We start from the raw sequence: 22,688 nt of genomic DNA on the forward strand, positions 1-22,688 counted from the left end.
TTCCTCTTTTTAGAATACCAGCCCGACGCGGGCGTAAATGCTGACGTGATCCGGCTGTAAATAGCCGGGATAGCTGAGCGGAATGCCGACGGTATATTGGGTATAAAAATGTTGATTGCGGGTGCCAAGCCCCACGGCACCGCCCCAGAGCGTGCCGGTAAACTGTGGGTTTTGCGGATCGCTTCTCAGCCAACCGCCATCTACCGCCGCCAGTGCCGTGACTTCACCCAGCCCCGGTAACGTAAACAGGCTGTAATCCAGCTCATTGCGTAAGTAACCGCCTACATCGCCCGACAGGTATTGCTCTTTGAAGCCACGCACAGAGCTGTCGCCGCCCAGCGTGAGTCGTTCGCTACCGTAAAGGTGATCGGGTGACCACTGTCCGTAAAGGCTGCTTAGCCACCACAGCTTGTTGGTGAGCGGTTTTTGATAGCTGGCGCTGATGCTCCATTTACGAAACTCTGCTTTCGGCAGGTTACCGTTTTTGCCTTCATCGCTCTCAGCATCAAACCACGGCATACCACGGCTAAACGATGGGTTAAGCGTGGCGACGCCACCGGCAATTTTCTGAGTGTGGTTCAGGCCAAACTGCAGGCTGGTTAATTTGCGGCTACTGCTTACCAGAGGCGCATCGTTGAGATAGTTGTGGCTGGAATAGTGATTAAGGCCAATCTGCACGCCCGTTTTGATATCGCCGTTGCGAAATAAAACCCAGGAGCCGTTAAGGCGATGGGCAATATTGTCGCCGTTGCTGAACCACGTGAAATCGTTATTGATAAAATGGCTGTGGTAGTTGCTCCAGCTGTAGCTGTAATCCAGCAGGCCATAACCATAAGGCACGCTGACGCCGGCCTGTAAGTTCTGCGCATCGCGCCAGTGGCTAAATGCGCTACTGCGCCCACCACTGACAAACCAGCGATCCGCCAGCCCCAAAAGATTATTTCCGGTCAGAGAGGCGTTAAGCTGGCCCAGGCCGGTGCTGCGCTGCCCGCTGTTATCAAAACCCAAGGTCGCGCTGAGGGGAAATTCAGGTTTTGCTGTCAGATTAACAATGGAATAACCCGGTTTGGGTGACGGCTGAATTTCGATTTGAACAGGTACCGTGCGTACGCGATTAATCTGCTCCATGCCCTGCTCAATATCGCGCAGGTTCAGGATTTTTCCTTCCAGCCCCGGAAATACCATGCGCAACAGGCGTGGATGTTTACCGTCCAGAATAATGGTGTCCAGTTTGCCTTCCAGCACGGGAATAATTAGCTGGCCAGAAGAGAGATCCTGTTCTGTTAAAAAAGCGCGGCTGGTAATATAACCCCTTTGCATATACCAGTCGGAAATCGCATGTACCAGCGCATTAATTTGCGTTAAGTCCAGACAACGATTGACGTAAGCAGAAGTCAGTGACTGCTGCTGGCTGGCGGAAAGCAGTGTGGCGTTGCGGATTATGATCTGATGAATAGTAAAGCAACGGCCTGACGCATCAGCACGGGGAGCGGGGACTATACGCGGTGACACAGCTTGCCAGAGTGCATCACGCTGCTGCTGATCCTGCTGCAGGCGTTGCTGTTGCTGAGTCTGGATATAATCGCGATCGCCTGGCGTCAACGGCGCAGCCAGTGCTCTTACCGTGATAAGCGCGGCGCTCAACGCCAGCCACTTCCCTGTCTTTGCTCTCATAGGTAAGCCCAATGAAAAGAAATGTAAGTTTTTTGTAAAGCAGTGAAAGCATAATATCACCTAAACTATTGGAAAATTCCTGATAAAAGTAAAAGACGACAGCTTGATATATATTTTATTTAATCACTCACTTTTTCCCGCCTTAACCCAAATATGATTTTAAAAATATTCCCTTAACTAAAATGCACTCCCTTGAGCCTTTCCCGAATAAAAATAAACATGAAATCCCAAGGTAGTCCCTGGCGGAAACCCATTTGTGGGACGCGATTTATTTATGTTTTCTGATTGAAATATCGAGTAAATATTGGATAAAAATGCGTCAAAATGAGAGGGGAGTTGTCGAAAGGTGAAGGTAACAAAAAGAGATTTAACTGAAATTTCGTCTCAGGGCCAAATAAATTAAAGCCCCTGAAACAGATACCAGAGGCTAATGAACACTAGCGTTATGCGCAACTCACGCGCTGTGCAGCGGGATCAATCAATAGCCTGTCCTCTGGCTGAATGATATCCAGCACTGCGCCCTGCTGACAGATAAAGGCAATACCGGCCTGCTGAGCAATGATTGCGGCATGTGACAGCGTGCTGCCCTCCCGCAAACAAATGCCTTTTACCAGTTGCGCATCCAGATTAACGACCGCTGACGGAAAGATATCGTCTGCCACGATAATGGCGGGCACGTCTGGTGTCGGCAGCCTGATGTCGCGCCCTTTCAGATGACACAGAGTACGGTACAGTATGTCTTCGATATCAATAAACCGCGCCTGCAAATACGCATCATCCAGGTGCTGATATTGCTGGCTTAATTCCATTAGCACCTGATACCAGGCTGATTCAGCGCAACACGAGTCATTACGGATGACCTTACAGGCAGCGTCAAACAGGTCGGGATCGTCCAGCAACGTGTGATGGCCTGAGAAAATAGCCGCCACCGAAGCACCATATTTCTTCTCTGCCAGGGCAGCCAGCGCATTCAGGTCATTGAGCGTATCGACTATCGCCTGCTGCAGCCGCCGCTCTTCCTGCCCGACATCGCTGCAAGGGTGCCTGGCAGGCTGCGCCAGCGGCAGGGGATAAAACACCGCTTTACCCTGAACCTTTTCGACGGTGGACGCCGATGTTTTTAACGCCATCGACTCGGGATGTTCGCCAAAATCTTCCGCCGCAAGGGATTCAAATGCCGCCAGGGCACGCTCAGCATCGGGCCCACTCGCCGACAAGGTAACGGCGTCATGACAGCGAACCTGAAGCAGAGCAATCTGGTTGAGGCTGTCTGGCTTCACGCACTGCCCCTGTTTCTCTAACACCAAATCAGCGTTCATTCCCGCCAGTGCCGCGACCAGCCGCGAAGCAGGACGAACGTGCAGACCGTGGTGGTTCCTGATGGTGACCGTAACCGAACGCGCGTCAGAATCGGGCGCTTGCGCGGGCAGCGAAGCGGCGTGCGCGGGAGGCGTTATCCCTAACTGGGCCTGTTTCGCCGCCAGCGCATTCATGGCAACGTCAATGACTGTGTCGATGTCCGCCCCCGCCGCCGCGCTGACGGTGGCCGCCAGCGTGCCTTCCACCAGCGGTGCTGCACACAGGCGCACTTTTTCAGCAATGACCGGATCGAGCAGATCAAGTGCCGTCTCAGCACTGAGCAGGGCACTTCCCATATCCATCATGACCAGCACATGATCGGTATCCGCGACAGCCTCAATCGCCTCCATCACTTTTATCGGATCCGTGCCGATGGGATGATCAGGATCGTCAATGCCGGCGGCGACCGCGATCCTGCAGTTATCGCCGGTTAACATTTGCCGGGCCAGCATTTCCACGCCCTCGCCTAACATTGCACTGTGTGACACGATCACCAGGTTTACCATTCCTCTCTCCTTACTCCCTGGCGGCGGCGGCCAGCATTTGCATCATGAACATGACCGAGGTTGCACCGGGATCCTGATGACCGATACTGCGCTCACCCAGATAGCTGGCGCGCCCTTTGCGGGCCTGCATGGTGATAGTTGACTGGGCGGCTGACTCCGCCTGCTGGAAGGCGGCATCAAGAGCGGCGGTGAGTGAGACATTCTGCTCACTGGACTGACGCAGTGACGCCACGACCGCGAGCCAGACGTCGCACATGGTTTTATCGCCAGGCTCGGCTTTACCGCGGTTAATGACCCCTTCCGCCCCTTCACGAATCATCTGATACAGCTCTTCCAGCGTCAGGCTCTGATGCGCCTGGGTAACCTGAGCCGCACGAATAAAGAACGTACCAAACAGCGGCCCGCTGGCTCCGCCTACGTTTGAGAGCAGCGTCATACCGGTATTTTTAAGAATAAAGCCGATATCTTTATCTTCGACAGAAGGCAGCTTCTCGACAACTTTACTGAATCCCCGATGCATATTTAACCCGTGATCGGCATCGCCGATTTCACGATCCAGTCCGGTCAAAAAATCACTTTCACGGGTAAAAACTTCACCACAGTGGTAAAGCCAGCTCACAATTTGGGCGCGGGTCAGTGACATATCGATCTCCTTATTGGCCCCAGTTCAGGGCTGGTGTATGGACCGGCGCATCCCACAGCGCCAGGGAATCATCGTCCACGCTCAGCAACGTGATGGAAAAGCCCACCATATCCAGTGAAGTGCAGTAACTGCCTACCAGACTGCGCTCAAGAGTGATCCCCTGCTCTTCACAACGCTGCGCCAGGCGGTTGTACACGCCATATAATTCTGATAGCGGCGTCGCGCCCAGGTTATTGACCAGCGCAATGACTCTGTCGCCGCGCGTTAAAGCCTGCTTGGTGTGCTGCACTTCTTGCCAGCTACCGGTCTCGACATCCCAGTGACGCAGCGGGCGGCTGTAGGTGCCATTCTCCAGCAGGGTTTCAAACATCTCATCGACCGTGTTATCCAGCGAAGTAAAGGTGCGGCGATCGATACCCGGCTCGCCATGAATCCCGACACCAAACTCCATTTCATTGTCCTGAAGTTCAAACGAGCGCTTTCCTGCAGCGGGAACGGTACAGGCGCCCAGCGCGATGCCAATAGAGTGACCACAGTTATTCAGCTTACGTCCCAACGCAGCGCAGGCTTCAAGGGAATCGCCCCGCTCTGCGGCAGCGCCAACCAGTTTTTCAATCAGCACGGTATTTGCCACGCCACGACGTCCAGCCGTATACAGGCTGTCTTTTACGGCGACATCATCATCCACGACTATCGTCGTGACCTTCACGCCGCTTTCGTGCAGCAGTTCGGTTGCCGTTTCAAAATTGAGGATATCGCCGGTGTAGTTTTTAATGATCATCAGTACGCCCTCACCGCCGTCAATTTTCATGGCGCACTCAAACATTTTGTCTGGCGTGGGTGAGGTAAAGATTTCGCCGGGGCAGGCGCCAGACAGCATGCCATGACCAATAAAACCGCAGTGCATCGGCTCATGGCCGCTGCCGCCGCCCGAAAGTAGCGCAACCTTTCCCACTACAGGCGCATCGGCTCGCGTCATGCAGACGGGATCCTGATGAAGCGTCAATTCGGGATGGGCTTTTGCCAATCCTGCCAGTTGTTCACTCAATACATCTTCCACACGGTTAATCAGCTTTTTCATTCTTTATGCTCCGTTGGATGCGGTTAGCTGTCACTCTGCCTGAGGCAAAGACAACCCGATTACGGGGGAACGGTAACGGCGGCAGACCGCTCGTCGACGCACTGATTCTCATGGAGTCGACGAGAAAAAAAATGTCAGGATGAAGAGTTTCATAACGGAACATCGTGAGGTTTTTTATGTTCCATAATGAAACATATCACGCGTCTGTTGGGTAAAAATGAGAGGCAAGGCAAGTCATGACAGCGGAAGCGATAAATAAAGACCGTTGAGCAGGCAGGTTTTTTAGCGGCAGACAGCATCGCGCGTCATGTAGTCAGGAAAATCGTCGCCACATTTTGCCGTTTTACACTGCTGGAGACGATCGCGATCGCAACATAGCTTTCAAACCTGGTTTATTGTTCCAGTATGAAACGTGCGGAGCGGTAAGGTGTTCCATATCAGAACGTTGGCCGCAAAACTTTTTCACCTCCATGTCGCGCGTAAAGTGAAACGCGACGTCGGCCATCATTCGGCTTTCACTGCAAGTCGAGCCAGAGAGATGCCAGCGTTCACTATGCGAACATGTTCTTACTTGAGGGTGAAAGGAATGCCAAAAATTATCCAGTCTCCAGCGAAATATATTCAGGGCCCCAATGCCGCCATGTCCTTCGGCCAGTACGCAAAGAACCTGGCCGATCGTTTTTTTGTGATTGCCGATGACTTTGTAATGAACATGGCGGGCGATAAGGTGTTGAGCGGCCTTGCTGAACATGACGTCACCTGTCATGCAGAACGTTTCAGCGGGGAATGTTGCCGGACTGAAATCAACCGGCTGATGACGTTAGCAGAACAAAACGGCTGCCGCGGCGTCATCGGATTAGGGGGCGGTAAAACGCTGGATACGGCCAAGGCGATTGCGTGGTATCTCAAACTGCCAGTGGTGGTTATCCCCACCATCGCCTCCACCGACGCGCCCACCAGCGCATTGTCTGTGATTTATACCGAAACCGGTGAGTTTGCAGAGTATCTGATCTATCCCAAAAACCCCGATATGGTCGTGATGGATACTACGATCATTGCCAAAGCACCGGTACGTTTACTGGTCGCGGGAATGGGCGATGCCCTGTCCACCTGGTTTGAAGCCAAAGCCTGTTACGATTCTGGCGCAACCAGCATGGCAGGCGGCAAGTCGACGGCCGCAGCGTTAAGCCTGGCGCGGCTGTGCTATGAAACGCTCCTGGCGGAAGGCGAAAAGGCTCGCTTTGCGGCTCAGGCAGGCGTGGTAACAGATGCGCTGGAACGTATCGTTGAGGCCAATACTTACCTCAGCGGGATTGGCTTTGAAAGCAGTGGTCTTGCCGCCGCGCATGCCATTCATAATGCGTTTACCGTACTGGAAGAGTGCCATCACCTTTATCACGGTGAAAAGGTCGCGTTTGGTACGTTATCCCAGTTAATTTTGCAGAACAGCCCGACAGAAGAGATCGAAACCGTGCTGGCGTTCTGCCAGAAAGTAGGATTGCCTGTCACCCTGGGGCAAATGGGCGTGAAACAGGATATCGAGAGAAAAATTCAGGCGGTTGCCGAGGCGGCCTGTGTGGAAGGCGAAACCATCCACAATATGCCGTTCCCGGTCACACCAGACAGCGTTTATGCGGCGATTATCACTGCCGATCTGCTAGGACAGCAGTGGCTGTCGCGTTAATCTGTCACAGGTAAACCGCTGGCCCGAGTCTCCGGGCAACGACTTCCCCCTGGCTGCGCGGCTGGGGGGATTCTCTATGGTCTTTCAGCGGAAATGGATATGACAGTGTTCGCGCCCGAGAGCGATAAACACGTTTCAGCGGTGATAGCTCAGTCATGGCACCGTTGCAGTAAATACATGCAGCGGGATAACTGGCAAGCACCGCATCAGGCACAGGGATTAACTTACGCGTCGATTTGCCGCCGCAAAACCGCCCTGCTCACCATTGGCCAGGCCACGCTTGAGGATGCGTGGGAATATATGGCGAACCGGCCTTGTGCGCTGTTTATTCTTGATGAATCCGCCTGTATCTTAAACCGTTATGGCGATGCACAGACGCTGCTGGATCTTGAGAAATTAGGCCTGCAGGAGGGAAGTTACTGTGCGGAAAGTATCATTGGTACCTGCGCCCTGTCGCTGGCCGCGCTTGAAGGCCAGCCATTAAAAACCAGCCGGGAACAGCATTTCAAACGGGCTCTTCATCCCTGGTCTTTCTGCTCTACACCCATATTCGATAATCACGGTCGTTTATTTGGCTCTATCGCGTTGGCCTGTCTTTATCAGGATCAGGCGCCCTCCGATCTCTCGCTTACGCTTTCTGTTGCCCGGGAAATAGGCAATTCACTGTTAACAGACAATTTGTTAGCCGATTCCAACCGCCATCTGAACCAGCTTTATGGCCTGCTGGAGAGCATGGACGACGGCGTCATGGCGTGGAATGAGCAAGGCGTCCTGCAATTCCTGAATGCTCAGGCAGCCCGGCAGTTGCACCTTGATGCCTTAACCAGTCAGGGAAAGAATATCGCTGACCTGATCACGCTGCCGGCTCTGCTGCGCCGGGCGATTAAGCAGGTACAGGGATTAAAACATGTGGAAGTCACCTTTGAGAGCCAGCATCAGTTTGTTGATGCGGTGATTACCCTGAAACCCATTGTTGAAGTTCAGGGCAACAGCTTTATTTTACTGCTCCATCCGGTTGAGCAGGTCCGTCAACTCATGACCAGCCAACTGGGTAAAGTCAGTCACACCTTTGAACAAATGCCAGAAGAGGATGCCGATACGCGTCGTTTAATACATTTTGGTCGTCAGGCAGCCAAAGGCAGCTTTCCAGTCTTACTGTGCGGGGAAGAAGGTGTAGGTAAAGAGTTGCTGAGCCAGGCGATTCATAATGAAAGTGACCGGGCAAGCGGCCCTTATATTGCGGTTAACTGTCAGCTTTATGCCGACAATACACAGGGAGAGGATTTTACAGGCAGTGCACCCGGCGAGGATAGAGATGGCCGTTTAAGCCGTCTGGAACTGGCCAGCGGCGGCACGTTGTTTCTGGAAAAGATTGAATATCTGACACCCGGACAGCAATCTGTCCTGCTTCAGGTCATCAAGCAAGGCGTGCTGACTCGCCTTGATGCGCGGCGGCTGATCCCCGTTGATATTAAAGTGATTGCCACGACTACCGTTAATCTGGCCCATCTTGTGGAACAGAATCGTTTTAGCCGTCAGCTTTATTACGCATTACATTCCTTTGAGATTGCCATTCCGCCCTTGCGCGCGCGGCGTAACAGCATTCCCTATTTAATTAATCACCGCCTACGCAGGCTGGAAAAACGTTTTTCCTCGCGCTTTAAAGTTGATGACGAGGTGATGACGCAATTAATGGGTTATGGCTGGCCCGGTAATGACTTTGAATTAAACAGCGTGATTGAAAATATTGCTATCAGTAGTGAACATGGCCATATCCGATGGAATAACCTACCAGAATCGCTTTTATCTGAGCAACCTGACAATGCCGCAAACGCCTCTCTGCTGCCGGATAATCTGTCATTTAGCGCGATTGAAAAAGAAGCGATCCTCCAGGCTGCCCGCATGACTCAGGGCAAAGTTCAGGCGATGTCTGATCTGCTACACATCGGCCGCACCACATTGTGGCGAAAAATAAAACGATACGCGATTGATGTAAGGCAGTTTAAACCCAAATAACGGTGTTCACTGCCTGTATTATGGGTTCAGCCAGACGCTGAGTGCTGTTCTGGCTGTCATTCCCTTTCTACATCACGATACTCGGCACGATGATCGCAAGGAATATCAGTACAATCGAGGAGTGCTTAACCCAGTAATAGACTGTCCTGTTCCGTTTTTTTAAATTTTGTCCGGCATCGCGAATCGCATTGACGTATTTAAAAATGCGGTTGATGAAACCCGTTTTGTCATTTTCGTCATTGGGTGAGGCTGCTGCCGACATCAGGGTACTGCCTACCCAGTGATTAATGGCCTGTGCCCAGCGCCACTTCATAGGACGCTCAATATCGCAGAATAAAATGATACGCGTTTGCTCACTTTCATTCTGTGCCCAGTGCACGTAGGTTTCGTCAAAAATAACCGCCTGCCCGTCGCGCCAGCTGTGACGTTGTCGATCCACCTCAATAAAGCAGCGGTCATCGTTGGGCGTCACAAGGCCGAGGTGATAGCGCACCGATCCTGCATAGGGATCGCGGTGTTTACCTAAATGACTGCCCGCCGGCAGCTCTGCAAACATCGCCGCTTTTACTGAGGGGATTTTACTGACCAGAGCCGTGGTGACCGGGCAGAGCTGCTGGGCAGACGGATGTGCGTCGCTATACCATTTAAGGTAAAACCGTTTCCAGCCACGCTTAAAAAAGGTATTAAACCCTGCATCATTATGGCTTTTGGCCGCTTTGATATGATCCTGAAGACGTATCGCCTCTTCGCGAATGACCTGCCAGTTATCGGTCAACTCGCGAAGCTCTGGAAATTCCTCTGCCGGAAAATAGGGCTGTTTCGCTGGCAATCTTGAAAAGCCTGTCATGAACATATTAACAGGTGCCATAAAGGTCGAGTGATCAAACAACTGACGCGAGAACTTTTGTTTTTCTACACCGCGCGAGTGTGCATAGATTACGCTAATAATAAAAATACCAATAATGATGGCAGCCACCATACAACGTGTTCCTTATGTTGCAAGAATGGATGGTTTCTTGCGGAGATTTAATGGAAGAATAATTTTTAGTATTAAATTGCAAAATTTTTTGTCAAGTAGTGCGCTTTTTGTTAATACTCCCGCAACCTGAGTTGACGTCGTTTAACAATCGTTTAAATAACAAAGACTGGCATCAAAGCGTTGCACGAATATATGCGGCTGGTCACTGGTGAAGATGACCTGATTAACGCCCTACAGCAGGGGAAATAAAAATAAACAAAACGAAGCACAATTTCGCTCGCCTGCCAGCGGAACCTGCTCAGGGCAAAACCGTAGATCCCCGCCGGGCAGGCAAGCTACAGGACTCAAGGATTTCGCAGCCTTGAAGGCGAACGCATTCAAGACAAATGCCGCAGGCAAAGCCGCACCAAATAAAAAACACGCCCCCACAGACGCGTGTTTTCAGGAGGCATCCGCCGCCAGACAGTCAAGATACAGAGCACAAGGATTTCGCAGCCTTGAAGGCGAACGCGTTCAAGACAAATGCCGCAGGCAAAGCCGCACCAAATAAAAAAACACGCCCTCACAGACGCGTGTTTTCAGGAGGCATCCGCCGCGCTGAGGAGAGAACGAAGGCCAGGACGGCGCGGCAGGGAAGCCGCGACGAGGACGGCTGCGCCAGGGACGGCGCATCCGGACGGTCCGTCAGGCCGCAGGGAACGACGAAGGAACAGCGGCGGCTGCCGGACGCCGGGATTGTTAAGGGGCTGGCGCCAGCCCCTTAACCCGACCGCATGGCGGGCGGAACATTCTCAGTGCAAAACCGTAAATACCCGCAGGCAGGCAAAGTATGCGCCAGCCTTGAAGGCGAACGCATTCAAGAAAAATGCCGCAGGCAAAGCCGCACCAAATAAAAAACACGCCCTCACAGACGCGTGTTTTCAGGAGGCATCCGCAGCGCTGAGGAGAGAACGAAGGCCAGGACGGCGCGGCAGGGAAGACGCGACGAGGACGGCTGCGCCAGGGACGGCGCATCCGGACGGTCCGTCAGGCCGCAGCAAACGACGAAGGAACAGCGGCGGCTGCCGGAGGCCGGGATTGTTAAGGGGCTGGCGCAAGCCCCTTAACCCGACCGCCTGCACGGACAGGCTGAAACTCCCCACCGCCTGGCGGGCGGAATCTGCACGGAGCAAAACCGTAAATACCCGCAGCAGGCAAAGTATGCGCCAGCCTTGAGGGCGAACGCATTCAAGACAAATGCCGCAGGCAAAGCCACACCAAATAAAAAACACGCCCTCACAGACGCGTGTTTTCAGGAGGCATCCGCCGCGCTGAGGAGAGAGCGAAGGCCAGGACGGCGCGGCAGGGAAGCCGCGACGAGGACGGCTGCGCCAGGGACGGCGCATCCGGACGGTCCGTCAGGCCGCAGTGAATGACGAAGGAACAGCGGCGGCTGCCGGACGCCGGGATTGTTAAGGGGCTGGCGCAAGCCCCTTAACCCGACCGCCTGCACGGACAGGCTGAAACTCCCTCACGCCTGGCGGGCGGAACCTGCTCAATGCAGAACCGTAAATGCCCCCAGACGGGCGGAACCTGCCCGGGGCAACATGACGTGAACTCAGCCCCCTGACTACTCCACCGCCTCCTTCTCAGCCGCCTCAACCTCGCGATACCAACGCGGATGGTGCTTTCTCGCCCAACGACGGCTTACCTTGCCCTCAATCATCCCCGTAATAGAGCCTTTAACCCAAAACGCCATATAGACATGAATCAAAATGGCGTGGATCAGCACGATTGCGGCGACGGCATGAATCAGCAGGCTCCAGCGGATAACCGTGATAGGGAAATATGCCGCAAGATAAGGCCGCCAGATAATAATGCCGGTCACCACCAGCACCACAATCAAACACATAATGGCCCAGAACATCATTTTCTGGCCCGCATTATATTTGCCTACGTCGGCTACTTTGTGCTCATTGCCCTTGAGCACTTCAACAATCCCTTTTACCCACGGCACATCCTGCCTGTCCGGGATGTTGTGGCGTACAAAGCGCAAAAACATCACCATCAATAACACGAAAATCAGTACGCCAAAAAACGGATGTAAAATCCGTCCCATCTGCGGCGTACCGAAGGTTGCTGTCAGCCAGTGCAGCGTTGGAAAGAACAGCCCAAGGCCGGAAAGCGCGACCAAAAAAAAGCTGATCACCACGGTCCAGTGACAGGCGCGATCGATAAATCGGGTACGCAGGATCATGTTGCGCTTACTCATGATCGTTCTCCTCTTCATTATCCGTCTCTTTATTCGGACCAATACCCACATAGTGATAAAGGAGCGCGGCTAAGGTCACAATCAATCCCGCGGCGGAAAGCGGTTTGAGCACGCCCTTCCATACATTAACCGGCGTAGCGATTTTTGGATCGACGGGCAGATGGTGGTAAAGTCCCGGCTTGTCCGCATGGTGCAGGACATACATCACATGTGTTCCCCCCACGCCCTCTGGGTTGTAGAGACCCGCATGGACATAGCCACGTTTTTTGAGCTGTGCCACGCGCGCTTCAGCCATGCTGAGCATCTCTTTTTTGCTACCAAACTGGATGGCACCTGTTGGGCAGTTTTTTACACAGGCGGGCTCCTGACCCACCCTTACTCTGTCCACACAGAGCGTGCACTTATAAACGCGATTATCATCGGGATTCAGCCGTGGCACGTTAAACGGACAGCCGGCAATGCAGTAACCACAACCGATACAATGCTCAGACTGAAAATCCACAATGCCATTCGCATACTGAACGATGGCGCCGGCAGAAGGACAGGCTTTGAGGCAGCCAGGATCGGCGCAGTGCATGCAGCCATCTTTGCGAATTAACCACGCCAGTTTGCCCTGCTGCATCGTTTCGCTGAACCGCATTACCGTCCAGGATTTCGCACTTAACTCCATCGGATTGTCGTAGACGCCGGTGCAGTGACCGACATCATCACGGATATCGTTCCATTCTGCGCAGGCCACCTGACAGCCTTTACAGCCAATGCAGATCGAAACATCGATAAGTTTTGCCACTTCTGCCTGAAAGTCCCGCGCCTGAGGCGGTGGCGTTAAACTGTTGGTCGCAGAGCGTTGAAGAATATCTTGAGATTGCATAGACATGGGTTGCCTCCTTACGCCCGCTCAATGTTTACCAGAAACGCTTTGTATTCTGGCGTGTGTGAGTTGGCATCACCCACCGATGGCGTCAACGTATTGGACAGAAAGCCTTTACGTGTTGCGCCTTCAAATCCCCAGTGGCAGGGAATCCCGATGGTATCCACGCGTTTACCGTCGATGGTTAACGTCTGCAAACGCTTAGTGACCACGGCTTTCGCCTTGATAAAACCGCGTTTAGACATCACCTTAACCATGTCTCCTGCGGCAATACCTTTTTCATTTGCCAGAGCCTCGCCAATCTCAATAAATTGCTCAGGCTGAACAATGGCGTTAAGTCGGGCATGCTTGGTCCAGTGGCGAAACAGCTCGGTAATGGAATAGGTGGTGGCGACATAAGGAAACGCATCGGCTTTGCCCATATTGGCAATATCGTCACTGAAAATTCGCGCCACCGGGCTGGAGACGATATCTGGATGCAGAGGGTTAGTCCCAATGGGTGACTCAATCGGCTCATAATGTTCCGGGAAAGGGCCATCATTCATTTTGTCGATCGAGAACAGGCGCGCAACGCCTTCCGGGTTCATGATAAAGGGTCCGACATGGCTGTCTGGCGCAGACAGGTTGTAATCCGCAACGTCCATCCCTGCCCATTTTTGACCATCCCAGTGCAGCAGCGCGCGTTTTGCATCCCAGGGCTTGCCCGCGGGATCGGCCGAGGCTCGGTTATAGAGAATCCGGCGGTTGGCTGGCCACGACCATGCCCATCCCGGCGTACAACCCAAACCATAAGGATCGCTGTTGTCGCGATTCGCCATCTGGTTGCCCTGCGCTGTCCAACTGCCGCAGTAGATCCAGCAGTAACTGCTGGTGGATCCATCATCACGAAGCTGTGCAAAGCTGCTGAGCTGCTCCCCTTTTTTCGCAATTAACCGACCTTGTGCGTCATACAGATCCTGAAGCGCCATCCCATTAGCCTCACGGGCAAGCTCTTCGGGGGGCGGATCACAGGGATCGCGATAATTCCAGTTAAGGTTGAGTAACGGCTGCGGATTAGCCCCGCCCTCTTGCTGGTAAAGCTCTCGCAATCGCATAAAGAGGCGGCCAAGGATTTTACCATCATGTAACGCCTCGCCCGGTGGCTCTGCTGCCGCCCAGTGCCACTGTAGCCAACGGCCGGAATTCACAATCGATCCGTTCTCTTCGGCAAAGCAGGATGACGGTAAACGGAAGACTTCGGTCTGGATCGCCTCTGGCTTAACATCATTCATTTCGCCGTGGTATTGCCAGAAGTTCGAGGACTCGGTTACCAGCGGATCAATGACTACCATGAATTTGAGTTTCGAAAGCGCGCGGGACGATTTGTTTTTATCGGGGAAGGCAGCAAGCGGATTAAAACCCTGGACAATATAACCGTTGATTTTGCCCTCTAGCATCAATTCGGCCTGCGTCATCACATCATAAAGACGATCCCATTTGGGCAGCCAGTCATAGCCCCAGTTATTTTCCGCCGTGGCATGTTCCCCCCAGAAGCTTTTCATCATACTGACGAAAAACGTTGGCGTGTTCTGCCAGTAGTTCACCTCGTTCACCCCCAGAGCAGGCGGTCTGATCTGTGAAATATAGGTCTGATAATCGGGTTGATGCTCTGAGGGCAGAGGCATGTAGCCGGGCAGATTGGTCGACAGCAATCCAAGATCGGTGTAACCCTGAATATTCGAGTGACCGCGCAGCGCATTGATACCGCCGCCCGCCATGCCGATATTGCCGAGCAGCAGTTGCAGCATGGCGGCCGCCCGGATGATCTGCGCACCGGAAGAGTGATGAGTCCACCCCAGCGCGTACAATATCGTTGCTGTACGATCCGGCACGCTGGTGCTGGCCAGAACTTCACAGATGTACGTGAAGTCAGCGACTGAGGTCCCACATAACCGATTCACCATGTCTGGCGTATAACGTTCGACGTGTTTTTTTAGCAGGTTCCACACACAGCGCGGATGACGCAGTGTAGCATCGCGTCGCGCATGGCCCTGTTCATCAAGCTGATAGAACCAGCTGGATTTATCATACTGCTTCTTATGTGCGTCATAACCGCTGAACAGGCCGTTATCAAACGCGTAATCATCACGAATCAGCAGGCTGGCATTGGTGTAATGACGGACGTATTCATGCTGAATACGATCGTGTTCAATCAGGTAGCGGATGACGCCAAGCAGGAATACGTTGTCCGAACCGGCGCGAATCGGCGCATAGATATCGGCAACGGCGGCGCTTCGGTTAAAACGCGGATCGACCACAATCACGGTGGCGTCATTTTTAGTCTGCGCCTCAATAACCCATTTAAACCCCACCGGATGCGCCTCAGCCGCATTGCCTCCCATAATCAGAACAACGTTGGCATTTTTGATATCGACCCAGTTATTGGTCATGGCACCGCGGCCAAACGTGGGGGCCAGCGCAGAAACCGTAGGCCCGTGACACAAACGTGCCTGGCAGTCTATCGCGGTCATGCCTAATCCCCGGGTAAACTTACCATCGAGGATGCCCGTCTCGTTACTGGCGGCGGAAGAGCACAGCATGCCCGTTGTGGCCCAGCGGTTAACCGTGACCCCTTGGGCATTCTTCTCAATAAAGTTTGCATCGCGATCGTCCTTCATCAGACGGGCAATGCGGTTGATAGCCTCATCCCAACTGATGCGCTGCCAGGTGTTTGATCCCGGCGCACGATACTCGGGGTACTGCAGACGGGTTTCACTGTGAATATAATCCAGCACCCCCGCCCCTTTCGGGCAGAGCGAGCCACGGCTGACCGGATGATCGGGATCGCCCTCTACGTGGTAGATACTTTCCCTCACGTTTTTAGCGGCGTCGCCCAGGCTGTAAATCAACATGCCGCAGCCAACAGAGCAGTAAGTACAGTTATTACGTGTCTCTCTCGCTTTTATCAGCTTGTATTGACGGACTTCTGCGTGCAAAGAGAAAGAGGATAAAAATCCGAGAGATGCAACAGTGGTACCGGCCAGGCCGCCTGCGCAGATGCGAAAAAGTTTTCTTCGGCTGAGTTCCATCTAGCCTCCAGAGTGAAATAGCAACAACGAAAAGTTGCACAGACTATAAGGTTATTCAACCCCAGAAACCATTAACTGTGTAGGGTTATTGATGTAGCGCAATCTTCTATTTGTTGAGCTTGATCTCAGCTTTGATCAAAACTGACTTTGAGACCGTTTGCGTCATATCCGGCAGGCATTCAGATCCCCATCAAACCAAAGAGCGGCGGAAGAGACAGGTACTGCGCTTAAAGCAAAAAAAGCGAGGCCGAAGCCTCGCGTAGGATTGCCAACGTTAATCGTAATAAGGGACTTTACGATCGGTACCGTTAATATTGATGAGCACAAAACCCGTCGGCGTTGTTTTATTGGTCGGCGACCCCGCCGCCGTGGCGAGGGTTACCACGCCTTTTTCATTGGCGCCCACGCCCGCGACACCATTATGTAACCCAAAGCGTGCGGCAGGCTTAAGCGTGCCCACTTTCGATACGTCATCCACCAGGGACAGGTCACTCTGAAACAGGGAACAGGAACCCGTATCAAAGCGCGTCGGACCGGTGGTTTTCAGGTTAAACATGGTTTCACCACTGTTGGCTCGCAGCTTAACCCAGATACCGGCATAGGTGGTTCCCACACGGTTATAGCGAATGTCCATCACCGCAGGCTGCCCCATATGGCAGGCATCTGCCCAGACCGTATCCAGCCGCTGCAGGTTGATCCAGGTCTTGCCCGTGCCGGGCATATTGACGGGCGAGCCTGCCGTACCTGAAGGCGTGGTGTTATCCGCTTTACCGATCAACTCAATGACCCACTGTTGATTGGGCGCCGGGAAAAATACCTGCCCAAGACGATACCAGTTATCCGTCTCCGTATTGTTCACCACCTTATAGCCACTAAAGTACCCGGCCCGCAGCGAACCGCTCATGAAAGTGCCGAAGTTCTCGTCACGTCGATAGCCATACTCGAAGGTAGAAAGCCACTTGCCTGCCACAAGGTCCTGGCTGAGCTTTGAACCTGACTGCAGGTTAATATGACGCATTACCACGCGGGCGTTGTTCAGTATTAATGGCGTACTGCAGTTCTCGACGTTGAGCGTATCGATGGTCCAGCCGCCATCAGACAGATCGCCGGGATTGCGCGTATGTTCAATCCAGACGTTACGCATAATCGCCTGCGTCATACGCGGCATATACAGCGTGGCATCACCATAGCCCGTCTGGAAATTCGCATTGCATAACTCAACGGCCGTAGAGTGATCCCAGACGCCTTTGGGGGAACCTGACCAGCCGATATCGAAAACGCGCGAGTAGGTGGTATTGGTATAGATTTGCTCAAACTTACTGTCGAGCGTGTCCTGCAGCTTAAAGATGGTTCCACCGCTGCGCTGCCCGCGAAAACAGCTGATATTAACGATTTGCCCTGCCATACAACTGTTTTCAAAAAACGGCTGAACATTGCTGCACATTTCAGGGGTAATGGTGGCCGTGTTGGTGACGGTATCCGCCGTGGCCTGTCCGTCCCAGGTAATCCCACGAATGGTGGTGCGCCGTGCCTGAACTTTGAACAGGGTATTGGCACTTTTATCTGACACGATGGTGGTGCCGGGCAGAGAACCTAGCGCCAGATCGTCCCCGGCCAGGCCAAAGAACGGGATTTCTGCATTGCTCAGATCCATGGGCATAATCAGAAAACGCCCGCCCGGGAAACGTACCGGCAATCCCTTCATGTTCTGGCTGTAAGTTTGTGACCAGCCGAGAATACGTTTAAACGCATCGGTGTCATCCGTGACGCCATCGCCCTTGGCCCCAAAATGCAGGATGTTCACTTCTCGCGGATCGTTGATTGAACGCTTCCAGTAGAAGCCGTTTCCTATGGCTACCGTACCGCCATCATCTTTTAAAATCGTGGTGCCGGTAAACCCCACAAAATCGCCGCCGCCACGAAAGCTGGAATCTTTATCGTAGTAGCGTTTCAGTACGGCAATTTCACCTGGTTTTGACGGCATGGTCGTACGAAGCTCAGCAAATGAGTTAACTTCAATCATGATATCCTCCTCAGGATAATAGGCTGTAAATCAGAAGGTTAAAGAATCTTCGGCAGCGGAATGACCACACAGGACATCCCATAAATCGTTATGGCTGTTAATGGCGCGCACGGTGCGAATGTCGGCCTTATTGGCGTCATCGCCATGGGTATAAATCGGGGAAAAGAGGATGCAGGCTGAATCGCGATAAATGATGGGCTCAGGGTTGGTGATATTTGGACTGCTGCAGCTTGTCGCGAGCAGCAGCGTCATCAAGATTAAGGTTATCAGTCGCCACACGCTTCGCCTCCTCACTATTGCGTTGCTGTTGATGAGTAACATTCGCCATGCGATTTGCCTCTTGCCTGGCGCTGTCGGCTTCCGACCGGGCTTGCTGTTGCACCTTGCCGATTTTCTTACCTCCGACGTAGCTGGCAACGACGGCGATGATCAGTGCACCCATCGCCGCCAGCCCGTGCCAGCCGCTGGTAAACAGAGAAAAAAACGTCATGATGCCTCCTCTTTGCTCTGGCGCTTTTCATTCAGCAGGTTTTTCTGGCGAACAAATTGCGCAATGACGCCCATCGCCACCATAAAGGCGCCAATGAGACCAAGGTAATTGTGGGGAAGGATGCTCTTCACATCGTCAGGCAGCGTTTGCCACGCACTGAGGGCAGACGACGGAAATGACTGGACCCAGGCGCTGAGCATTGACCCCAGCGAAGCCAGCCATACAGACCAGGTTTTAAATAACAATTTGGCATGGGAAACGAACTGCAACGTGGTGAAACGCTGCATCAGCAGCAAAATAATGATGACGGTCAGCACGGCAATGATGAAAAATAACCATCTCATAGCAGCCCCCGGTAGATGTCATAGTTACCGCTACGCATGACTTCAGCATGACGCCTGACGCGCCCGGGGGTTTGCCGGGCCCAGAGACTGTTGAGCATGGCATCGCCCGCCTCCGTAAAATGCTCACGCGTGATGGCACTGAGCATATTTTTAAACTGCAAAACTCCGTCAACGCCCAGTTGGTATGCCATGCTCATCAACACATCGGTTCGTGCGTCATTGCACTTTGCCAGCGCCTGCTTCAGGGGAGCGCGACTTTGCATATCCGTGATTTTGTTTTCCAGAATGCACTGTTTCCACACATCGCCCACCCGACGCGGCACCCGCAGCACATAGTTACTTAATGACGCCCCTTTTGGTCCGATACGAATCCCTCCGGCAACCGTAGGAAACCCCAGTGAATCGAGATAGGGCATTTCGGCGTAACCTTCTTCGAAATTCAGTATTGCAATAATCTGGCTCATAAAAACTCCTCAGTGATGATGCAGGCAGCCCATCCACCATGAAAAAACATAAAGCAAACTGATTAGTGCCAGCGATAAACGCAACGGCAGAACGGTAAAAAATGCAGCAGCACTAACGTTTTGCCTAAAAATCAGGCACAGGAAGGGAGGAAGGCGCGGCCTGCTACAGGCAGTGGATCGGTGACGGTCGCCGCGTTCAGCGAACCGCGTAAAGGTGAACATGGGGCAGACAGCAGTTATCAAAACCTGAAATCTCTTTGCTTCTCCGCTGGGGCGCGCTTACCGCGCGGTCAACCACAGAAGTAACCTGCCGCTGACAAATTTGTTCAGCGCGTCGCAAAGGTCGGGGTTCGGGTGGGTAGTTAAGCGCATCGTCGATGCTTTGTTTGAGACGGTTGAGAGGTTGACGCCGCTGATGACGGCGGGTACGTGCGTTGCCGATGAAAACGCTTTTGCCATAGTGAATTATCGCCATAACTCCTCCTGTGAATGAGTCTTTGGCGATAGGGTGGCAGGCGAGTATTTTGGGTCTGAAGAACAGGCTCGAATGTCGCTGAATGCTGTTCGCAGGCGCACCTCCCGGCTGATTAATCAGTCAGGTGGAAGGGTCATCAAAAGGGAACAGGCGGCATCTGACGACGCTGCATCAGGCGCATCCACCCCATCCCAAAGCCCATTAGCTTTTGGGGGGGTTGATTCGCGCTTGTGCAGCGCCTCAATTGTTTAAGAGCGTTTCATCCATGAGGTAACACGTTGTTTCATCCATGTTCAAATTATTAACAGGTTCTTATGCTTTATCAAATACCACCAGTTAATTTATTTTTAACTGTAAGTTAACTTTTTGAATTTAGGCCGATTATTTTTTTGCAGAGTATGCGGGCGGGCCTGCTGGATGGCCTATCCCAGAATATGATACTGCCGGGCCTGACTCATAATGACTTTAGCCAGTACGTTTAAACTCTCGACATCGTCTCTGTCGAGATACCAGGTTTCGTAACGTTTGTTGTCCGATATGACGGCAATTCTTTTGTGTTGCAGCTGCAGACGCTTGAGATACAGCTGCTCATCCAACGTAAAAATGTAGATACCGTCTCCGTCAAAATTCTGAACGCTTATGTCAACAAACAGCTGATCGCGCGGGCCAAAGGTATCGGACATGGCATCGCTGTTTATGGCAATGAGCCGGATATGGTCGGCAGGACGGCCGCTGAACAGAACCCGGGCCTCATCCTGATCGTATTCAATGGCCTGAATGATTTCGACAAAATCATCGCCTACCGCTGACTTTTGCCCTAAATCAAAACTGTTCACGCGAAAGGTGTTTTTTGGGCCGGGAAATGCGTGAAGGGGATAGGATTCCGGAGGCTGATCCATACCGTGTTGCAGCCACTCAACCCTGACGCCCAGTAACTGGCTGAGCGCGAGTAAATTGCCATTATCGGGTACGGACTGCGCGTTGAACCATTTCCACACGCCCGGTGCTGAAATCTTGCAACCCTGGCGTTGTAACGCACAGGCGACCTGTTTATTGCGTCCGTGTCCAGTAATGCCCGCACTTTCGCAGGCTGCAATCAGCCTGGCGGTGAAAGCTTGTCTGGTACTTTCTTTTTTAACCATTAGTTAATAATTGACCGTGAAAGAGGCGCTGAATGTTCTTTTCATTTTTGCTACCAGTTCATTTTATATTACCGTCAGTTTACTACCTAACAGCATGACTTAGCATTTCTGATTATTTGTCACCCTATCACCGCACAGCGAACCACAAAATGCGTCGGCAAGCCGCGTGCAGTCTCACTTTTCAGTCATTCTTTGTAAAAAAAGGCCAGGCTACTGAATCGTCCTGGTCGATCAATATCATTCTGACGGCTTAAAAACGCATCAAAAAACGCAAGACTCTACCATTGAGTGGCGCGGAAAAAGCAGCATAAAAAAAACGGGAGCCTGAACAGGCCCCCGTTTTATTTTAAAAAATGCAGTTATGCACGCAGGATGTCATCACCCCAGGCAATCCATTTGTAGGTGGTCAGCGCTTCAAGCCCCATAGGGCCGCGGGCGTGCAGTTTTTGCGTACTGACGGCAACTTCTGCGCCCAGACCGAACTGTGCGCCGTCGGTAAAACGTGTACTGGCGTTGACGTACACCGCAGAAGAGTCCACCTGCTTCACAAAGCGGGCCGCATTCTTGGTGCTACGCGTCAGGATAGCGTCGGAATGTTGGGTGCCATGCATACGGATATGCGCAATCGCCTCATCCATATCAGCGACCAGTTTGACGTTCAGATCGAGCGACAGCCACTCATCGTCATAGTCGCCCGCTTTCACGGCCGTTACGCTGGCAGGCCCCTGTTGCAGCCGCGTCAGAACATTGGCATCAGCATGTAAGGGGATATTTTCTTCGGCCATGCGCGCAGTAAAAGCCGGTAGAAAACGATCGGCAATCGCGGCGTCAATCAACAGCGTTTCAAGCGAATTACAGGCGCTCGGACGCTGTTTTTTGGCATTGACGATGATGTCCAGTGCAGGGGCAATGTCCATGGTGTCATCGATATAAATATGGCAAACCCCGATTCCACCGGTGATCACCGGGATAGTAGAATTTTCCCGGCAGAGCTTATGCAGGCCGGCCCCCCCGCGCGGGATCAGCATATCCACATACCGATCCAGTTTGAGTAGCTGATTGACTAACTCACGATCCGGATTCTCGATCGCCTGAATCGCCGCCGCCGGTAAACCGTGCTGCTGAAGGGCAGTCTGAATCACCCGCACCGTCGCTGCATTGGTGCGCCACGTTTCTTTCCCGCCGCGCAGAATCGCGGCGTTGCCGGTTTTCAGGCACAGGCTGGCGACGTCCACGGTAACGTTTGGACGCGCTTCATAAATCACTCCGATCACGCCCAGCGGCACCCGACGGCGCTCAATGCGCAGCCCACTGTCCAGCTGGCCGCCATCGATCACCTGCCCGACCGGATCGGCTAACTGGCAGACCTGGCGGACATCGTTGGCAATCGCGCTGAGACGCGCCGGCGTTAAGGTCAGACGATCGAGCAACGCGGCGCTCATACCGTTCTGTCGCGCCTCGGCCAGATCCTGCTCATTCGCCGTTAAAATAATCTCACTTTCTGCTTCAAGTCGGTCAGCAATCGTGAGCAAAACCTGATTTTTTTCGGCTGCGGACAGGTCCGCCATCGCCCAGGCTGCGGCACGCGCCGCCTTTCCCATTTCTTCAAGCATATCTG

General features: G+C 53.0%; 17 protein-coding genes. 2 read left to right on the forward strand and 15 right to left on the reverse strand.

What is annotated here, in order from left to right:
* Window positions 1-9: 9 nt before the first annotated feature.
* The 4 genes from AAIE03_RS13375 to dhaK all read right to left on the reverse strand — a co-directional run bounded on the left by AAIE03_RS13375 (window position 10) and on the right by dhaK (window position 5,263).
* A complete protein-coding gene (locus tag AAIE03_RS13375; RefSeq protein ID WP_015700880.1) occupies window positions 10-1,674 on the reverse strand; it encodes a ShlB/FhaC/HecB family hemolysin secretion/activation protein in 1,665 nt (554 codons plus the stop codon).
* Window positions 1,675-2,117: 443 nt separating this feature from the next.
* A complete protein-coding gene (gene dhaM / locus AAIE03_RS13380; RefSeq protein WP_014606489.1) occupies window positions 2,118-3,539 on the reverse strand; it encodes a dihydroxyacetone kinase phosphoryl donor subunit DhaM in 1,422 nt (473 codons plus the stop codon).
* 10 nt (window positions 3,540-3,549) lie between these two features.
* Complete coding sequence (dhaL, locus tag AAIE03_RS13385; protein WP_498563034.1) at window positions 3,550-4,182, reverse strand: dihydroxyacetone kinase subunit DhaL; 633 nt, start codon at window positions 4,180-4,182, stop codon at window positions 3,550-3,552.
* Window positions 4,183-4,192: 10 nt separating this feature from the next.
* Window positions 4,193-5,263, reverse strand: coding sequence for a dihydroxyacetone kinase subunit DhaK (dhaK, locus tag AAIE03_RS13390; protein ID WP_014593024.1), 1,071 nt, complete (start codon window positions 5,261-5,263; stop codon window positions 4,193-4,195).
* A gap of 586 nt (window positions 5,264-5,849) precedes the next feature.
* Here dhaK and AAIE03_RS13395 point away from each other — a divergent pair.
* Both AAIE03_RS13395 and dhaR read left to right on the forward strand, forming a co-directional pair.
* Complete coding sequence (locus AAIE03_RS13395; RefSeq protein WP_024471988.1) at window positions 5,850-6,947, forward strand: glycerol dehydrogenase; 1,098 nt, start codon at window positions 5,850-5,852, stop codon at window positions 6,945-6,947.
* A 99-nt stretch (window positions 6,948-7,046) separates the two neighbouring features.
* Entirely contained in the window at window positions 7,047-8,963 is a 1,917-nt protein-coding gene (gene dhaR, locus AAIE03_RS13400; RefSeq protein ID WP_210475923.1) for a dihydroxyacetone kinase operon transcriptional regulator DhaR, read from the forward strand.
* Window positions 8,964-9,030: 67 nt separating this feature from the next.
* On the opposite strand, the gene lpxO is transcribed toward dhaR, so the two are convergent.
* The 11 genes from lpxO to proA all read right to left on the reverse strand — a co-directional run bounded on the left by lpxO (window position 9,031) and on the right by proA (window position 22,683).
* Window positions 9,031-9,942 carry a lipid A hydroxylase LpxO gene (lpxO, locus tag AAIE03_RS13405; RefSeq protein WP_014593021.1) on the reverse strand — a complete coding sequence of 304 codons (912 nt, stop codon included), beginning with the start codon at window positions 9,940-9,942 and terminating at the stop codon, window positions 9,031-9,033.
* A 1,609-nt stretch (window positions 9,943-11,551) separates the two neighbouring features.
* Complete coding sequence (gene fdnI, locus AAIE03_RS13410) at window positions 11,552-12,193, reverse strand: formate dehydrogenase-N subunit gamma (protein ID WP_089517564.1); 642 nt, start codon at window positions 12,191-12,193, stop codon at window positions 11,552-11,554.
* Window positions 12,186-13,070 carry a formate dehydrogenase subunit beta gene (fdxH, locus tag AAIE03_RS13415; protein ID WP_498563035.1) on the reverse strand — a complete coding sequence of 295 codons (885 nt, stop codon included), beginning with the start codon at window positions 13,068-13,070 and terminating at the stop codon, window positions 12,186-12,188. The genes fdnI and fdxH overlap by 8 nt, the downstream gene beginning before the upstream one ends.
* Window positions 13,071-13,081: 11 nt before the next feature.
* Complete coding sequence (fdnG, locus tag AAIE03_RS13420) at window positions 13,082-16,132, reverse strand: formate dehydrogenase-N subunit alpha (protein ID WP_498563036.1); 3,051 nt, start codon at window positions 16,130-16,132, stop codon at window positions 13,082-13,084.
* A gap of 274 nt (window positions 16,133-16,406) precedes the next feature.
* A complete protein-coding gene (locus AAIE03_RS13425; protein ID WP_014593017.1) occupies window positions 16,407-18,155 on the reverse strand; it encodes a putative phage tail protein in 1,749 nt (582 codons plus the stop codon).
* A 199-nt stretch (window positions 18,156-18,354) separates the two neighbouring features.
* Window positions 18,355-18,645 (reverse strand): hypothetical protein, encoded by a 291-nt coding sequence (locus tag AAIE03_RS13430; RefSeq protein ID WP_013024790.1) that lies wholly within the window; start codon window positions 18,643-18,645, stop codon window positions 18,355-18,357.
* Entirely contained in the window at window positions 18,642-18,989 is a 348-nt protein-coding gene (locus AAIE03_RS13435) for a DUF7940 domain-containing protein (protein WP_013024789.1), read from the reverse strand. The genes AAIE03_RS13430 and AAIE03_RS13435 overlap by 4 nt, the downstream gene beginning before the upstream one ends.
* Entirely contained in the window at window positions 18,986-19,453 is a 468-nt protein-coding gene (locus AAIE03_RS13440; RefSeq protein ID WP_013024788.1) for a lysozyme family protein, read from the reverse strand. Before AAIE03_RS13440 ends, AAIE03_RS13435 begins: the two co-directional genes overlap by 4 nt.
* A 196-nt stretch (window positions 19,454-19,649) precedes the next feature.
* A complete protein-coding gene (locus AAIE03_RS13445; RefSeq protein ID WP_013024787.1) occupies window positions 19,650-19,928 on the reverse strand; it encodes a transcriptional antitermination N peptide in 279 nt (92 codons plus the stop codon).
* A gap of 422 nt (window positions 19,929-20,350) precedes the next feature.
* Window positions 20,351-21,070, reverse strand: a complete 720-nt coding sequence (locus AAIE03_RS13450; protein ID WP_029569687.1) for a LexA family transcriptional regulator — start codon at window positions 21,068-21,070, stop codon at window positions 20,351-20,353.
* A 359-nt stretch (window positions 21,071-21,429) separates the two neighbouring features.
* Window positions 21,430-22,683 (reverse strand): glutamate-5-semialdehyde dehydrogenase, encoded by a 1,254-nt coding sequence (gene proA / locus AAIE03_RS13455; RefSeq protein WP_498563037.1) that lies wholly within the window; start codon window positions 22,681-22,683, stop codon window positions 21,430-21,432.
* Window positions 22,684-22,688: the final 5 nt, after the last annotated feature.

It is taken from the genome of Pantoea sp. Ae19-2 (assembly GCF_059801205.1).

Bases quoted from the DNA above. Each gene is read 5' to 3' on its own strand.
- AAIE03_RS13375 (WP_015700880.1), bottom strand. From the start codon at position 1,674: ATGAGAGCAAAGACAGGGAAGTGGCTGGCGTTGAGCGCCGCGCTTATC.
- dhaM (WP_014606489.1), bottom strand. From the start codon at position 3,539: ATGGTAAACCTGGTGATCGTGTCACACAGTGCAATGTTAGGCGAGGGC.
- dhaL (WP_498563034.1), bottom strand. From the start codon at position 4,182: ATGTCACTGACCCGCGCCCAAATTGTGAGCTGGCTTTACCACTGTGGT.
- dhaK (WP_014593024.1), bottom strand. From the start codon at position 5,263: ATGAAAAAGCTGATTAACCGTGTGGAAGATGTATTGAGTGAACAACTG.
- AAIE03_RS13395 (WP_024471988.1), top strand. From the start codon at position 5,850: ATGCCAAAAATTATCCAGTCTCCAGCGAAATATATTCAGGGCCCCAAT.
- dhaR (WP_210475923.1), top strand. From the start codon at position 7,047: ATGACAGTGTTCGCGCCCGAGAGCGATAAACACGTTTCAGCGGTGATA.
- lpxO (WP_014593021.1), bottom strand. From the start codon at position 9,942: ATGGTGGCTGCCATCATTATTGGTATTTTTATTATTAGCGTAATCTAT.
- fdnI (WP_089517564.1), bottom strand. From the start codon at position 12,193: ATGAGTAAGCGCAACATGATCCTGCGTACCCGATTTATCGATCGCGCC.
- fdxH (WP_498563035.1), bottom strand. From the start codon at position 13,070: ATGTCTATGCAATCTCAAGATATTCTTCAACGCTCTGCGACCAACAGT.
- fdnG (WP_498563036.1), bottom strand. From the start codon at position 16,132: ATGGAACTCAGCCGAAGAAAACTTTTTCGCATCTGCGCAGGCGGCCTG.
- AAIE03_RS13425 (WP_014593017.1), bottom strand. From the start codon at position 18,155: ATGATTGAAGTTAACTCATTTGCTGAGCTTCGTACGACCATGCCGTCA.
- AAIE03_RS13430 (WP_013024790.1), bottom strand. From the start codon at position 18,645: ATGACGTTTTTTTCTCTGTTTACCAGCGGCTGGCACGGGCTGGCGGCG.
- AAIE03_RS13435 (WP_013024789.1), bottom strand. From the start codon at position 18,989: ATGAGATGGTTATTTTTCATCATTGCCGTGCTGACCGTCATCATTATT.
- AAIE03_RS13440 (WP_013024788.1), bottom strand. From the start codon at position 19,453: ATGAGCCAGATTATTGCAATACTGAATTTCGAAGAAGGTTACGCCGAA.
- AAIE03_RS13445 (WP_013024787.1), bottom strand. From the start codon at position 19,928: ATGGCGATAATTCACTATGGCAAAAGCGTTTTCATCGGCAACGCACGT.
- AAIE03_RS13450 (WP_029569687.1), bottom strand. From the start codon at position 21,070: ATGGTTAAAAAAGAAAGTACCAGACAAGCTTTCACCGCCAGGCTGATT.
- proA (WP_498563037.1), bottom strand. From the start codon at position 22,683: ATGCTTGAAGAAATGGGAAAGGCGGCGCGTGCCGCAGCCTGGGCGATG.